Below are 15348 nucleotides of genomic sequence, written 5' to 3'. Positions count from 1 at the left end.
CCATGGGACGTCGAACATTCAGCCTGATCCTTGCGACGATCGGTCTCGCCTGGTTCTCCGCCGCAGCGCGAGCCGCGGACCCGGCATTCGTACATCCGGGCCTGCTGGTCACACAGTCGGACCTCGATCGAGCGAAGCAGCAGGTGGAAAAAGGAGCGTCGCCGTGGACCGAGGATTGGAAGCTGCTGCAGAGCAACTCTCACGACTCCCTGAAGTGGTCTCCACAGCCGGAGTCGGTCGTCGTGCGAGGCTCCTCGGGGAACCGTCACGATGAGAACTACAGGCACCTGTTCAACGACATTGCGGCTGCTTACGCCGACGTTCTGGATTGGAAGATCTCAGGCGACACGGCCAAAGCGGACAAGGCGGTCCAGATATTGAATGCCTGGTCCTCCGTTCTTTCGCAGATTACAGGGACCAACGACAAGTACCTTGCGTCGGGCATCTACGGCTACGAGATTGCCAATGCCGCGGAGATTCTAAGGACCTATCCCGGATGGTCTCCGAAAGACTTCAAAAGGTTTCAGGACATGATGCTGCGTGTCTTCTATCCGATGAATCGGGACTTTCTTGCCGGTCATAACAACGCTGCGATCGATCATTACTGGGCGAACTGGGATCTGGCGAACGATGCGTCGATGATCGCGATCGGAGTTCTTACGGATCGGCGGGATATCTACCGCCAGGCGGTCGCCTATTACCTACACGGCGCAGGCAATGGTTCGATCAAACATCTGGTTTGGAAGCTCTATGAAGACGGTACGGGGCAGTGGCAGGAGTCCGGGCGGGACCAGGGACATACGCTGCTCGGCATCGGGCTCGCGGGATCGATCTGTCAGATGGCCTGGAACCAGGGAGACGATCTCTTCGGTGTCGACGACAACCGTCTGCTCAAGGGAGCCGAGTATGTCGCAAAGTACAATCTCGGCCATGACGTGCCGTATACGCCGTACACAAACTCGGATGTGACGCAGAAGATCATCTCGGCCGATTCGCGCGGGGGCAAGCGGCCTACCTGGGAGCTGATCTACAACCATTACGTGGTGCTGAAGGGACTGAAGGCTCCTTACGTGACGCAGTACGCTGCCCTGGTGCGTCCGGAGGGCGGTGGAGGGGACTACGGGCCCAACAGCGGCGGCTTCGACGCCCTGGGATATGGAACGCTCACCTTCACGCTGCGCCCGGTCGCAGTGCCGCAGGATGCGGTCCCGGCCCACTGAGCGCCGCCGCATCCTCCGGTCAACGTATCTTCAGGTCGGCGCTTCCGACCTTGCCACTGGTCACATCCCGTACGACGAATCGGATGCGTGTGGCGCTTGAAGGTACGTCGACTGCGACCTTGTAGGTGAGCTCGGACTTCAGATGAGCGACATCGCCTGTCGTGCTGGCCGTGTGCTCCGAGGAGCCTTTGCAAACCGGCTTGTCCTTCGCCGAAAAACAGACCGCGAGGACGGAGAGCTCCGCAATGTGGCCCTGCGGTGCCTCTCGCCACTCGATGGCTTCGGCTGCGATCGACACGGTGAACTGCCCAGCGGACTTCTCCTGCGCCGTCACCGCGAGGCCGTTGTACGCCAGCTTGCTGAGGGCCGCGGTGGAGAGGTCGAACTTCACCTGATCGAGATCTTCTCCGGCCGCCGCGACTTTTTCAGCGGCTGCGGGCGTGGTTGAAGGAAAGTAGCCGTCGCGTGCGATGACCTTCGTTCCCGGTCGCGTCACGGAGATGGCGATCTTGCGGTATTTGGCCGGATCGTCGGAGACCTGTGTGGGCGAGTAGCCGAGCTCGTAATAGTTGGCGCCGTCGCTTACCCCGCTTGCAATCTCCTGGTCGATGAAGTTGTTCATCGCATAAGCGTGGCCACCGGTCGCGCCGGCCATGGATTGGAATTGGATCGCGCCTCCAAAGACCAGACCCGTGCCGTTCAGGTCTCCCGCAGCCATCCCTGAATCGCTCTCCTGATCGAGAATCGGCGTGGGATCGAGGGTTGAGGGGTCGATGGTGAAGAGGCTCACCTTGGACTCAAGCAGCGCAAAGGTCGAACGTTTGATGGCGTCGGTGATCACCTGCAGCGAGTCGGGCGGCGTCTGAGAGACATCGATCGAGGGGAATCCCTTGCCAACCCACACGACATTCTTCCGGCCTTTGATGCCGCGCGCGGCTTCGGCTATCTGAACGAGCGCCCCCAGCGTGCGGGACATGCGCGGCAGCAGCGCCATGTCCCCGGAGTTGGCGGTGAGTTGCCAGGGGTAATCGGGGAAATGCTTCTTGAGCGCGGCCTGTATCGCGGCCTTGTTCTGCGTGTAGTCTTCGATGACATCCAGTTTGCTGTTGCTGACGAAGAACAGCGCGGTCGGCTCCGTGAGGATTTCAGGTTGCGTCTTGAGATAGCGTTCGAGGGCTCCCCGGGCCATCGACATATCCGTGAAGGGCGTATTGATCTCATCGAGCACAAGGATGCTGACCGGCGCGCCGCCGATCTTGTTGAGATCGGCCGACGACCGAACCAACTCGCCCGTCGACGGCATGCGGTGCTCCGACGGTGGAGAGAAGTAGCGAATGCGCTGCGGCGTGCCGTTCTCTCTCACGGCGAAGTCCGCCTTGCCGAGATCGAGCACGGGGTGGCCGTTCGTATCGTTGACGGTCACGTCGACGGTGACCAGTTGTGTCTTGACCGAGAGGGTGGCGATGCCATCGGTCGGAGCGGGCTGTTGTGCCACGGCCTTCACGCCGACGGGAAGCAGGAGCAGCGCGGCCCATCGGCGGAAAGAGACGTTCGGTTTGTCTTGCGTACCCTGTGCCACAGCTTCCTCCTGCAAAGCGGATAGAGTCTTCCGACTGCGATTCGTCACGGTCAGACCACGGAGAAGTAAACGGAGAATCTTTCCCAGCTCTGGTTGAGCGGCTTCAAGGTGACGTTCCCACTCTGTCCGACGGTGCGGAAGGTCAGCGGCTGGCCGGAAACCGGTTTGAGCCAGCTGGCCGGATCCTCCGTTTTCGCTACGAACGAGGGGACCGGCAAGGGCGGAAGCTCCTGGATCTCGGGCCCCTGGTTGTGCTGCAGGTCGAAGTCGATCTCACCCCTGGGAAACTGACCCGCAAGAACGACGGGACCGAACAGAAAAGCCACCTGGGTGACGTCGTCGCGCAGTGGCTCGGCGGTAAGGCGCATCGGCATGACGAGTTCGACACGGTCGCCGACCTTCCATGCCCGGCGAATCGTCAGGTAAGTGCCAGGTGTGCCGGCGACGCCGAGCGCTACTCCATTGATGCGCACGGTGCTTGCCGTCGTGGTCCACTCGGGAATGCGCAGGTGCATGGTCCATTCAGCGGCGGGTGTGGCTTGTATCACGAGCGTGGAGCTGTCGCCTTCAGGGAAGCTCGTCTTTTGCTGCAGGCGGATTCCGCGATCCTTCCAGTGCAGATGCGAGGGTACGAAGAGGTTCACATAAAGACCCTCTTCGGAGTGGAAGTAAATCGTATCGTTGAGCTTGGCGAAGTCTTCGAGGGCGCTGCCTGTGCAGCACCAGAAGGTCTGGTCGTCCGTGTTCGTCGTCTTCCACGCGCCCGGCGACATGGAAAGAAAGTAGGTGGTCACGCCCGTCTCTGGCTCGATCGTTCCAAGCCGGTGATTCAGCAGATTGCGCTCATAATAGTCGATGATGCGTGGGTCGGCCGACCAGCCGTAGATGTGCCGGCTGAGCTTTATCATGTTGTAGGCACAGCAACACTCCTGATGATGGGAGCTAGCCTTCTTTTCGAGTGCAAGGTGGTTCGCGACGGTCAGCCAACCTTCGGTGTTACCGGAGCCGCCTGTAGCATAGGTGCGGGACCTGGACACCGTCTCGAAGAAGAACTCGGTCACCTCGCCGAAGCGTTGGTCGGAGGAGAGTTCATAGCGCCGGGCCGCGCCGATCACCTGCGGCATATGCGTATTGCAGTGCAGGCCCTTCAGCTCGTCGCGTCGCATGGCGAGGGGATTGAAGAAGGTCTTCTTGGTGAAGCGGTCGCCCGTGGTCGCCCAGCGATCGTCGCCTGTCACCGCTGCCAGGTTGTAGAGGACCTCATTCATGCCGCCGTACTCGGTCTTCAGGATCTCCTGCATGTGGGCTTCGGACTTTGAAGCTGTCCACACATCGACCCAGCCGGCCATCCCGATGACGATCTCCAGCGCCTGTCCATTGCCTGCGAGGGTATGCATGTCGAGCAGGCCCGCCATGATCTTGTGCAGCGTGTAAAAGGGCGCCCAAACCTTCTCGCGCTTGTCGAGCCGTACGAAGAGCTCCGAAGGATAGGCAGCTACGAAGCCGTCTTCCTTCAGCCTCTTCTGGCACTCGCCAATGCCCGCAACCAGCTCACCGGCCTTCTGCTTGATCGCGGTGTCGCCAGTGGCTGCGTGGAGCATCGCGGACGCAGACAGATAATGACCGACGAAATGCCCGCGGAGTTCGGCGGTCGGAGCCTCCCACCCACCCAGGGGCGTCGCGCTTGAAGGGATGCCGGCTGTGACTCGAAAGTTGTGGAGCAGGCGATCGTTCGGAAGGCGGAGCATGTAAGCCCGGTTCCAATCGCGCGCCTGCTGCAATGGCCCTGCATCGAGGGTGACTTCGTTGAGCGCAAAAGGGCTGACCTTCGGCTTGAGGATGCGTCGCGAAAACGTGAGCGGCGCCGCAAACGGCTCCGTCTCGACGATGGGCGGATGCTTGTTGTAGTCGGCGGCGGTCTTCGGAATGCGTTTGGCCGCCGGAGCGGCTCCCGCCTGCTTCTTCTCCTGCGTCACCGGGTCTGCCTGCTTTGCCTTCTGGGACGGCGCGGCGCTCTGACCAAGGAGGGAACGCGATGCGAGCGCGAGCGGCGTGAGTGCCAGTGCGCGCGTGAAGGTGCGGCGGTCAACGTTCTTCAAGTCCGTCACGATGTCGATTCTCCGTGGAGCGTTTGCGAAAACTTGCTTTTCAGCCAGCGGCTTCCGCGATCGAAGACTGACAGCCGGCGCGTGAATATCGTTCTCATTTCTGACGGAATTGTATCCCCTTTCTTCCTGTCTGCGCGAATCGGCCGAATGGCTCATCGGGGTCTTCGACGCTAAGTGCTTGCCGGCGAAAGCGATCCATCTCCTCGATGGCAAGGTTTATTTCCATGCACGTATCGCTTCGGCGAGGAGGAGCCTGAATTAACGCGGCCGCCACGTTTCCGGTCCCCGGTGCAGGCGAAGCAAGCGCCGGCAGCAGACGAACCAAAGAAAGTTGAAGAGATGTCCGCTTCCTCCGGCATAGACGAGATAGAGGTTCCGGGTTTCTGAAGGCGTGGGTTGGTACCGTTATCGCAGCATGCTTGCTTATACTCGATGTATGAGATGGGGGAAGCGGATGAGACTGGCGGCGGCGTTCCTGATGGCGGCATGTGTGGTGGAAGCCTATGCCCAGAAGGCAACCTCTCGCGCGCAGACCGGCGCTTTGCCTGGAGAAGGCGCAGTGTCGAAGATCTGGTCGCCCGACCTGGGAGATGGCAGGTACAAGAATCCGGTCCTGAACGCCGACTACTCTGACCCTGACGTTACGCGAGTGGGCGACAGGTTCTACCTCGTATCGTCGAGCTTCGATAGCGTTCCCGGTCTTCCGATACTCGAGTCCTACGACCTTGTGAACTGGAAGTTGATAGGGCATGCGCTTACCCGGCAACCGCCTGTCGAACGATATAAGGCAGTTCTGCATGGTGTTGGTGTCTGGGCCCCGGCACTGCGCTATCACGCGGGCGAGTTCTATCTCTTCTATCCCGACCCCGACTATGGCATCTACATGATGAAGGCCAAGGACGCGGCCGGTCCCTGGTCGGCGCCCTTGCTCATCAAGGCGGCGCCCGGCTGGATCGATCCCTGTCCGCTCTGGGACGACGACGGCAAGGCCTACCTCATCTCCGCCCTTGCCGGGAGCCGTGCTCATACCAATAGCGCGCTCGTGCTCAGCCGCATGAAACCCGACGGAACAGGCCTGCTTGACGACGGCTCGATCGTCTACGACGGGCACGCCCAGGACAAGACGATCGAGGGGCCGAAGCTCTATAAGCGTCATGGGTACTACTACATCTCCGCCCCCGCGGGCGGCGTCACCGGCGGCTGGCAGGTCGTACTGCGTTCCAGATCCATCTACGGACCCTTCGAACGGCGCGTCGTTCTGCAACAGGGAAGCACGGCCATCAACGGTCCTCATCAGGGAGCATGGGTGGAGACTGGAACGGGAGAAGACTGGTTTCTTCACTTCCAAGACCGTGCATGGCTCGGCCGCATCGTCCACCTCGAGCCGATGAAGTGGGTTGACGATTGGCCTGTGATTGGCGATGTCTCTCATGGCTCGATCGGCGAGCCCGTAGCCACCTACAGGAAGCCCCATGTTCTCCATGCCGGCGCGCGCGAGAACCCGGTCGACAGCGACGAATTCAACGGACCCTCTCTCGGGCTGCAGTGGTCCTGGCAGGCCAATCCAGAGCCGTCCTGGGGCTTCATCGCCCCTGCGATCGGAGCGATGCGACTCTTGAACGTTCCATCGCCGGCCGGGTCGCATCATCTTTCGCTCACGCCGAACCTGCTCCTGCAAAAGCTGCCCGGAACTCGCTTCACCGTCACCACCAGGGTCAGCCCCGCCTTCCGAAACGAGGGCGACCGTGCGGGGCTGGTGATCCTCGGCAAATCCTACGGCTTCATCGAGGTCGCTCAGACGAAGCAGGGCGCCTCCATCCGACAGGTGCTTGGGGTTACAGCGCCAAGTGGCGTCTCGGAAAAGACCTTGGCTGAGGTTCCTCTTCAGGCTGCTGAGGTCTACCTGCGAGCTTCTGTCAACGAAGGCGCGGTCCGCTTCAGCTATAGCACCGACAACGTAAAGTTTATCGATCTTGGCGATTCTTACCAGGCGACGCCAGGTGTCTGGATCGGCTCGAAGGCCGGAATCTTCGCATCCGGAGAGATGGACAGCGGGGACTTCGGCTACGCCGACTTCGACTGGTTCCGCTTCGATCTGTTGCCTCACTAAATCGGACGCGGGACAAAGCTCACGGCGCCGGCGATCGCGTGATGTGGAAGGGGAGTTCCGTGTCGGCGGTCTTCACCTTCGGTTCGACCGAACGGCCCCATTGAAAGGCCGCCACCACGACCTCAACCGGGAAGGCAGACCTGCGTCAGCAGTGGCTTCCAGAGCGATTTGCTCATCGGCGCGGGGCATTTTGAATGGAACTCCAATGCGGCGCCGGATCGTTGCCGACGCGCACCGAGTATCGCCACACCTCCGTGGGTGGCGCGGACTATGCGTAAGAAGCCACTGCCAGGACACAAAGCAGCAGCCCAAACCAGATGGTCGCGAAACGTGCTGTCATGAACTTCTCCGAGAGATCAAGGTTGCAGAATGTGCGTTACCCCGGTCTCGACGTCGATGCTCCAGGGGCGTGGTTCAGGCAGTGTCATGTGCTCGCCGTCGATCGAGAGCGGCATCCAGATATACCGCGAGTCCCAGAGAGCCTTCGGACTCCACCGGTCTCCGACATAGAGGACGCTGGTCATCTTGCTGCCCGTCACTTTGATCAACATGCTCGACTGCGAGTTGTAGGTATTGGTCTCAGGCGGAGCGATGTCGCGCATCGTCGACCACGGCCCCGCAAGGCTCGGCGCAGTGGCGTAAACGTTGGGGTTGGGGCGCCATCCCGTGAGGTGCGATCCCAACGCGTAGTACAGGCCCTTGTAGTGAACGATCGCGCCGCCTTCGAGCGGTGCGTCGATGAAGGCGACCTTCGACTCCACGTTGAGATAGTCGGCCGAAAGCCTTGCGATGAAAAAACCCTTGGTTGGGCGCGACTCGAAGATCAGGTATGCGCTGCCGTCGTCGTCGATGAACTGGCCGATGTCCCGGCTCTCCTGATCGAGCGGCCGGAGGCTGCGCACCCACTTGTAGTCTCCGTCGACGGTATCGCTCGTGAGGATCCCTACCTTCGCAACGTTATAGCCGAAGGAGCCAGGCGCAGGGGACGGCCCGGGGCCATCGAGGTGAACGTACATCACGAATTTATGCGTCTTCCGGTTGTAGAACACCTTCGGACGCTCGAGTATCCACTTGGCGCCAAGATCCTCAGGCTCAGCCAGGGCGACCACCTGACGACGATAAGTCCAGTGCACCAGATCGGTGGACGAGTAACACGCGACATAGCGCCTGGCCGGATCGTTGGTCTCGGTCCGATCCTCGCCAAACCAGTACCACGTGTCCTTCAGGTGCAGAATGCCGCCACCATGAGCCTGGATCAGTTCGCCGCGATTGTCGCGCCACGGCTCACCGGGCACAACGATTCCGGTCTTATGCTGGGCTCCGGCGATGGTTGCCGCGAGGAGCACGCCAAGGAGGAGAGCGACATTTCCGAGCCGAGTCAGGCGAAGGGTCATCTTGGTCTTTGGCATGAAAGGTTGGAGGTGAAACCCGATCCTTTGCCTCTTCGGGAGCAACCCGAAGGCGGGCGCGGCGAGCGTTGAAGCCACTTGGCGATCTTAGCAGTCAGTAGGCGAGAAGGAGCGGCTGGCGCTGACATGGGAGGGCCGAGTCATCGCCCTCCCATGCACCAGCGCGCGGTTGAGTGAAGCGTTAGGGTTTCTGACCGAACTTGCCGTTGGCGATAGCGAGCGACGCAGGCGCCGCCAGCGGCACGGCTGGTCCGACGAGTTCGACGATCTTCGGATACAGCGCCGTGCCGTTCATCGGCAGCCAGACGTTACCGGAAGAATCGACGACCGGCTGCTTGGCTCCGTTATACCGCTGGTAGCTGGTGGTGGTGCCGGTGAAGTAGCAGGTGCTGGGGCAGGCGGAGCCGAAGAAGCCCGCGCCCGGAGCGCCCGTTACACCGTAGTTCGGAGAGATGGCGGCGTTGGTGGAGCTGTTGATGGCGCCGACAGTCGAGGCGCCTGTGCTGAAGGTAAACCACACATTGCTTGCCCCATCGGTCGTCAGCAGGCGGGCCTGGACGGCGGTGGAGCCGGTGCTTTGACCGCCCAGATCGTGGTAGATGGTGTAGGCCCAGTTGGCGGCGGCATCGGCGGGGGTGAGGGCAGCGCTGTAGGACGGTGTGATCTTCGTGATGCTGTTGCTGAGCGTTCCGTGTGCTCCACTTCCTGGCGTCGCGCTGGTGCTGTCGACATAGCTGGTGTTGCTCAGCCAGACATCGCCGGAGCCATCGAGCGCCAGGCCGTAGTCGGAGCCGATCACATAGGCCGCGGCGGAGCCGTTGATGGCGGGAACGACGGTGACGTTGCTGGTTCCGAGGGTACCCGGTAGAGCGGTAGTCGCGGTCGTATCGAGCGTGCTGGCAATGCCGGATGCCGTGGTGGAGACGCCGTCATAGGAGTCCGGCGTGTAGCAGCCCAGAGCGTTTGCGCCGTTGCTGCCGCCATAGCTCTGCCACACGAGACCCGTGTAAGCGCCGGTGGAGGTGTTGGTTCCGCCCAGGTTGTAGCCTAGTCCCCAGACGAAGGGCTGGCCGGGGATGAGGTTCCCATTGGAGGTGAACTTGGCCGTGCCGCCGTCGACCAAGATCGGGGCGTTTTCCGTCGCGCTGAAGCGCCCGTAGTTGACATTGGTGGGGCTTCCGCCGACGAAGGTGACCAGTCCTTTGCCGCTGCCGGAGAAGCCTCCGGTGGCGGCGGCCGTCGTGCAGGTGTTGGTCTGGGTGCCGCTGGCGGTGGCGATATAAACGTCGTTCGCACCGTCGATGGCGATATATTCAGGCGCAATGCCGGCGGTCACCGCGGGGGTTCCGGTGGTGTTCGAGAGGGGATAACCGACAGCGCCGGCGGAGCCTCCGTTCGAGGTGGTGGCGATGCCCGACGAAGTGACAACCGCACCGGAGCCGGGGATCTTCACGACGTTTGAGTTGGTCTTGTCGGCGAGCCAGACGTTGTTGTTGGTATCGACCGTGACCGAGAAGAAGGGGAAGGTCGTGGAGCTGGCGAAGCCTGCGAGCGTGGTTGCGGTCCCGCCCACCGAGTAGCCCGTGGTCTGGTAGGTTCCAGCCGAGCCGGCAGGGATGGGATCGCCCATGGGGTCGAGCTCCACGACGAAGTCGTTCAGCGAACCGGTCGGATTGGCCGCATTGTTCAGCGCGCTGGTGGGATGATTGGCGACCCATGCGTTGCCATAGGAGTCGAAGGCGATCTGGGTCGGTTGGGCAAGGATCTGGGAGGTGAACACGACCGATGGCGCGACCGTGTAGGAACCGGCTGCGGTCATGTTGACGCCCGTTACCGTACCCCCGGAGACGGTCGCTGTGCCAGCGGCGCCGGAGCCCGTGCCGCCGGTGAAGACGACGGCGGGCGCGGTGGTGTAGCCGGAGCCGCCGTTGGTGATGGTCACCGACCCAACGCCGCCGCCGGAGAGGTTTGCTGTGCCGGCCGCGCTGGAGCCGTTGTTGCTGGCGGGGTTATAGGCGACCGCGAGTGACAGGTCGTAGACCTTGGTCGCGGCGGTCGCATCGGGCAGGAACGGTGTGCCGACCGCCGTGATGATGCCGTAAAGATTGGCGATCTTAGTCGCCGTCAAGGTTGGGTTCAGAGCCATGGCGACCGCCGCCTGCAGGGTGTCAGCCGGAGCCTGTGCTCCGGTCGGCGCGTTGACGTTGCTGAACAGCGTCGCGCAGGAGGTGTTGCTGCTATCCGCCAGACCCTGCGAGTTAACGCATCCGGCGAGGATGTCCGCCAGGGTGTTGACCTGCCAATACTCCACCGTCGCCGTGCCATTAGCGTTGTTGCCGGGCGAGGCGCCGGTCGCATTGCTCGCGATCACCTGCGCAAGCGCCATGGCGTTCGCGATGCCCTGAACGTTGGTGCTGGAGGTGGTGAAGTTGTCGGCGGGTGCGCTTGCGCCGGCGATGCCCGGCTGGCTGCTGAGCGGCGTGCCGAAGCTGCTTCCGCCGAAGAACTGTGCCAGTGCATAAGCGCCAGCCACCGTGGTGACCTCGTTGATGTTGAGGAAGGTGGTGGCGGCGTTGGCCTTCAGATAGCTGCAGGAGCCGAGCGCGGCCATGAGTGTGATGTTGGGATTGTTGGCGCCGCTGCCCGGGTTTCCACCGCTCGCTGTGATGTAGACATAGCTCCCGGCATCGCAGGTGTAGTCGCCGGTGATGGAGAACCCGCCGGTGCTGTTGGTCGTCACGGCGGTCGTGAGAATCGGTTTAGCGAGTCCAGTGGTGTAGCCGGTGGCGCCAACCTCATAGAGCTGCACGGTCGCTCCCGAGATGGGCTGGCGGCCTCCGTGGACCGAGCCGGCGATCCCGGTCGAAGAGATCGCTGCGCTGGCGCTGACAGGATTGCCGCTCCCCGCGGCTCCCAGTCCGCATCCGGACAGGATGAGCGTGAAGGCGGTGGCGAAGGAGACGCCGAGAAGCGTGCGGGCTGCGGAGTGCGGTTTCAAGGACATATGCGAATCTCTCGATGGTGGATTGGAGAATGGTGTTCAGATAACGTTCTCTAAACAAACCGTACGTTCGATTCGTTTAGAGGTTGGACGCGCTGGGTTTTGCTTGCGAGCGGAATTATAGGATCAAAAAGATAACGATAACAAGAATTATTTTGAGCCCCACGAAAACGCGCCGCAAACCCCCAAAGTCCGCAGCGGGACAGGATCGCGTGAGCTTATGGTCCCACCGTCTGTGCCAGAGGCGTCATGACGGGAGTCGTCAGGCCGAGAAAGATGGAGACCGTATTGTCACCGGCGCAGGCGACCCACACATTGCCGGAGGCATCGACGGCAATGCCTGCCGGAGCGTTCAGCGATCCAAAGCCGGCGGCAGGCGAAAGTGGTGCATTAGAGCTGGCGTGGAAGAGCATCAGGCCTCCCCCGGTTGCGGCGTTCGCGACCCAGATATCCGCTCCCGAGGTTGCGATCGAGCCTGGAATCGCAGCCATGCTGAGCACAGGCGCTGATGCCGTGTCGGATGAGGCGACTTTGGCAAGCGCACCCTGAACAGCGGTCTGCGACGGGACGGAGCCGGTGAACCAGAGGTTCGAGTTGCTGTCGATCGCGAGCGCGCCTGGGGCCTGCGTCACGCCGTCCGAGACGGTGTTGGAGAGCGCACCGGCGTGCGTCATTTGAAGAACATTATCGGCGCCCGTATTCGCCACCCATACGTTTCCCGCGCTGTCGAGCGCAATGCCCGAAGGTGCGCTTAATCCAATAGTATTTGTGAGAACGATCCCCGTGGACGAGAGCTGTATGACGCTATTGCCTCCAGTGTTCGCAACCCACGCATTCCCAGCGGAGTCGTTTGCAATGGCCGTGGGTGCGTTCAGGCCGGTGGATGCCTTCGCCAGCAGTGAGCCCGTGCTCGAAAGTTTCAGCACGGAATCCGCTCCCGTATTGGCGACCCACAGATTGCCCGAGCGATCGATTGCGACGCCACGCGGCGCAAGCAGACCGCTTCCCGTAACGGTGAGCAGCGTTGTGCCTGCGGGCGATAGCTGCACCAGACTGGCGGCGCTTTCGTTGGTCACCCAGCCGTTTCCAGCGCCGTCGATGGCGATGCCGAAGGGCGTGGCCAGTCCGCTGGCGGCTATCCGGAGAGCGAGCGTCCAATCCGTGGGGGCTGCGGTCAGGCTGGGGCTGTAGGCCGTCGAGTTGGCGGCGAGTGCATAGAGGCCGGGGTAAGAGGCGGGCTGATGGGCAATCCGCAGAGTGGCGCCCAGGGTGTCTGCAGACGAGGTGGCGGTAAGCAGCGGTGCGCAGGCGGAGCTGGTGGGGGATGCGGTGCGGATGCAGCCTGCAAGGATATTCGCCAACGTGTTGAGGGTTGCGACCGGCGCCGTTGCACTGGTTGCAAGGGTAGGCCCAGGCATGGCGCCGGATGTCGTATTGACGAGAGCATTGACCATCGAAAAGGCGTTTGCCAGGCCGGCGGGGACGTTTCCGGATGCGCCGATGTGGGCGGCATCGGCGATAAAGGGGGCCAGCGCAAAGACAGTGGCCACGGTTGTCAGCTCGTCGATATGAAAGCTGCTGGAGCTCGTAAGGGCGCTGCACGGACCCAGCGCGGCGAGTAACGAGGTGGCGCCGTTCGCGCCCGCGCCGCTGCTGCCGCCGGTTGCAGACAGATAGACCAGCGTCGCCGAGCCGCAGGCTGGCAAGGGGAAGGAAAAGGCTCCTGTGGCGTCCGTCGTCACTGCATTCGCAAGCAATGGAGCGGCAGCGGATGCAAGGCCGCTGGCCCCAACGGTGTAGAGCTGCACGCTGGCCGATTGCAACGGTAGCGCGCCGTTGGTGACGGCGCCGTGGACGAGGCTTGCAACAGGCGTAACCGGGGTGCTGCCGCCGCCATTTGCGGTTGTAGATGTACCTCCGCAGCCGACCATCGCCGCGGCTGCCAGGAAGAGAAGACCGATGCGCGCGCGTATGGGATTCATTGGACCGAAAGGCTCCTTGTGGTGGATACCGCCGCTGCGTAGGTGGCGTCGCCGGCCTGTGCCGCGTTGACCACGACGGCGCCTGTACCGTTTGTCGTCAGCAGTGTGCCGGAGATCGTCGCCGGCCCGCTGACCACATTGAAGGCAACCGGCAGGCCCGAGCTGGTGGAGGCCGAGAGCCGCAGTGTCGAACCGTTGCTCAGCGGAGCCAGCGGCGCGAAGGTGATGCGTTGCGGAGCGCCGCCTGTCACGGTCAGCGTGCCGGTTGCGAACTGAAGGAAGTACTTGCTGCTCTGCAGCGTTCCGGCGCTTGCGGAGATGGTGTAGGAGCCTGCGGGCGACGTACGCACGGCCAGAGTCGCGAGCGATGGCGCTCCGGTAGTTGAGTTCGCCTGGGTGTCGCTGCCGACGAAGCCACTCAGCGTATAGGTCAGGGTGGGATTCGGCGTGTCGAAAAAGCGGGAGAAGCTAGCCGGCGCAATGGTCAGTGTCGGCAGGTTCGAACCGCCGGTGAGGGAGACGATCTGGGCCGTCTTCGAAACGCAGGTGAGCAGAGAAAACGATGCGGTGCGTGTGCCGGATGCCGATGGCGTAAAGGTAAAGCTAATCGTGCAGGGGGCGCCCACAGCCAGACTGGACCCACACGTCGAGGTGTAGGCATAGTCGTTCGTATTGCTGCCTGCGAGACTCAAGGCGCCGATCAGTAGCGGCCCGGAGCCGGTGTTCGAGAGGGTGACAACCCGCGTGGCGGAACTGCCGGGCGCCACCGCGCCGAGGTTGACCGTGGTTGAGCTTAGCGTGGCCGTAGGCAGCGATTGATACAGCACCACACCGCTCTGGGCGGGCACGGAGATAACTGAGGTCTGGGTCAGGTCGTAGTTCACGCCGGTGGCGACATCGGTCGCCGTCCCTGTGGTCATGTCCGGCGGAAGCGTCATGGAGACGGCATTGCTTTGCCAGTTCAGGCCTGCGAGGTAGTTGCCGTAGCGGCCGATGTAGAGCGTGCCGAAGGCTCCGGAGGTGTAGCCGCCGGAGGCGCCTGTGGCGGTCGTGGCCGGCATGGCGAACGTAGCGACACGGTCGATCGTCGCGGTCGTGTCGTGTACGCGGGCGAGGTTGTCGACTACCTCGTTGGCGGCGGAAGGCTTCACTCCGCTGGCGCCGGGCGCCTGCAAGGGTCGAAAGTTGAGTACCATGTCCAGGGTCTCACCTTTGTACTTGACCGCCAGTGAGCTGCCGGTGGGGTCGACGAAGACGCCGTCGGGGTGGGTGGCCTCCTGTAGAAAGCTGACGCCGGTGGAGTCGGATGTACTGTTGACCTTGGCGCAGAGTGCGGAGTAGTTCAGGAACTCGTGCAGATAATCGGAGAGGGTGTCGTCGAAGTGGCCGGAGCCGAAGGCAGGCAGGGTCCAGGTGATGCCAAGCGCCTTTTCGCGGTACATGCCGTGGAGGGCGTACGGGTCGGCGAAGCTCCCCGCAGCATAGTAGTCCCCGCCTGGCTCGACCTCGCCGACATTGAGGTTCTTGCGGAAGGTGATGTCCTCGTCGATGCGCTGGGTGGCGGTGAAGGTCGAACCCGTGGCAAGAAGCCCCGGTTGCAGGAAGTTCGAGAAGCTGGCGACGCCGCTGACAGCGATATCGCGGATGGGATGGCTGGTCGAGGTTTCGAGGCCGTTGTCCGCGAGGATCTTTGCGAGGGCGATGTTCAGATGCTCGTCGTTCAGCCCGTAGCCGCCATCGAAGCTGCCGTTGCCGGTGCCGTTCACCTCCAGGCCCAGGCCTTTGAGCGAGAACCAATAGCCGCCATAGGGATCGACGGTAAGGCCCGCTGCGAGCTGGCAGTAGGCGAGCACGGTCGCGTTCGAGACCGCCAGCGCCGTTCCGTAGCGCTTATCGAGGAACTGGAGCGCAAGGTTGGTATAGACGTAAGCGCGCGCTT

At 62.5% G+C, this 15348-nt stretch carries 8 protein-coding genes; 2 read left to right on the top strand and 6 right to left on the bottom strand.

The annotated features are described in order from the left end of the window. Positions 1–2 precede the first annotated feature (2 nt). Positions 3–1220, top strand: coding sequence for an alginate lyase family protein (locus CHB87_RS18335; protein ID WP_217897072.1), 1218 nt, complete (start codon positions 3–5; stop codon positions 1218–1220). 19 nt (positions 1221–1239) lie between these two features. Here CHB87_RS18335 and CHB87_RS18330 read toward each other — a convergent pair whose 3' ends face one another. Together CHB87_RS18330 and CHB87_RS18325 are read right to left on the bottom strand one after the other, a co-directional pair. After that, complete coding sequence (locus CHB87_RS18330) at positions 1240–2799, bottom strand: VWA domain-containing protein (protein ID WP_176441850.1); 1560 nt, start codon at positions 2797–2799, stop codon at positions 1240–1242. A gap of 50 nt (positions 2800–2849) precedes the next feature. Next, complete coding sequence (locus CHB87_RS18325) at positions 2850–4907, bottom strand: glycoside hydrolase family 127 protein (protein ID WP_217897071.1); 2058 nt, start codon at positions 4905–4907, stop codon at positions 2850–2852. Between the two features lie 454 nt (positions 4908–5361). On the opposite strand from CHB87_RS18325, the gene CHB87_RS18320 reads away from it, so the two are divergent. Then, positions 5362–7017, top strand: a complete 1656-nt coding sequence (locus CHB87_RS18320) for a glycoside hydrolase family 43 protein (RefSeq protein WP_245818079.1) — start codon at positions 5362–5364, stop codon at positions 7015–7017. A gap of 356 nt (positions 7018–7373) precedes the next feature. On the opposite strand, the gene CHB87_RS18315 is transcribed toward CHB87_RS18320, so the two are convergent. The 4 genes from CHB87_RS18315 to CHB87_RS18300 form a co-directional block, all read right to left on the bottom strand. Beyond that, entirely contained in the window at positions 7374–8411 is a 1038-nt protein-coding gene (locus CHB87_RS18315; RefSeq protein ID WP_245818078.1) for a family 43 glycosylhydrolase, read from the bottom strand. 196 nt (positions 8412–8607) lie between these two features. Continuing rightward, entirely contained in the window at positions 8608–11430 is a 2823-nt protein-coding gene (locus tag CHB87_RS18310) for a beta strand repeat-containing protein (RefSeq protein ID WP_089409898.1), read from the bottom strand. 215 nt (positions 11431–11645) lie between these two features. Then, positions 11646–13409, bottom strand: coding sequence for an NHL repeat-containing protein (locus tag CHB87_RS18305; RefSeq protein ID WP_089409897.1), 1764 nt, complete (start codon positions 13407–13409; stop codon positions 11646–11648). Continuing rightward, a partial coding sequence (locus tag CHB87_RS18300) for a choice-of-anchor D domain-containing protein (RefSeq protein WP_142988420.1) occupies positions 13406–15348 on the bottom strand: 1943 nt, incomplete at its 5' end. The genes CHB87_RS18305 and CHB87_RS18300, both read right to left, overlap by 4 nt.

Origin of the sequence: Granulicella rosea (genome assembly GCF_900188085.1) — a bacterium.
GTDB lineage: Bacteria > Acidobacteriota > Terriglobia > Terriglobales > Acidobacteriaceae > Edaphobacter > Edaphobacter rosea.
This window is presented reverse-complemented; position numbering and strand designations above follow the sequence as displayed.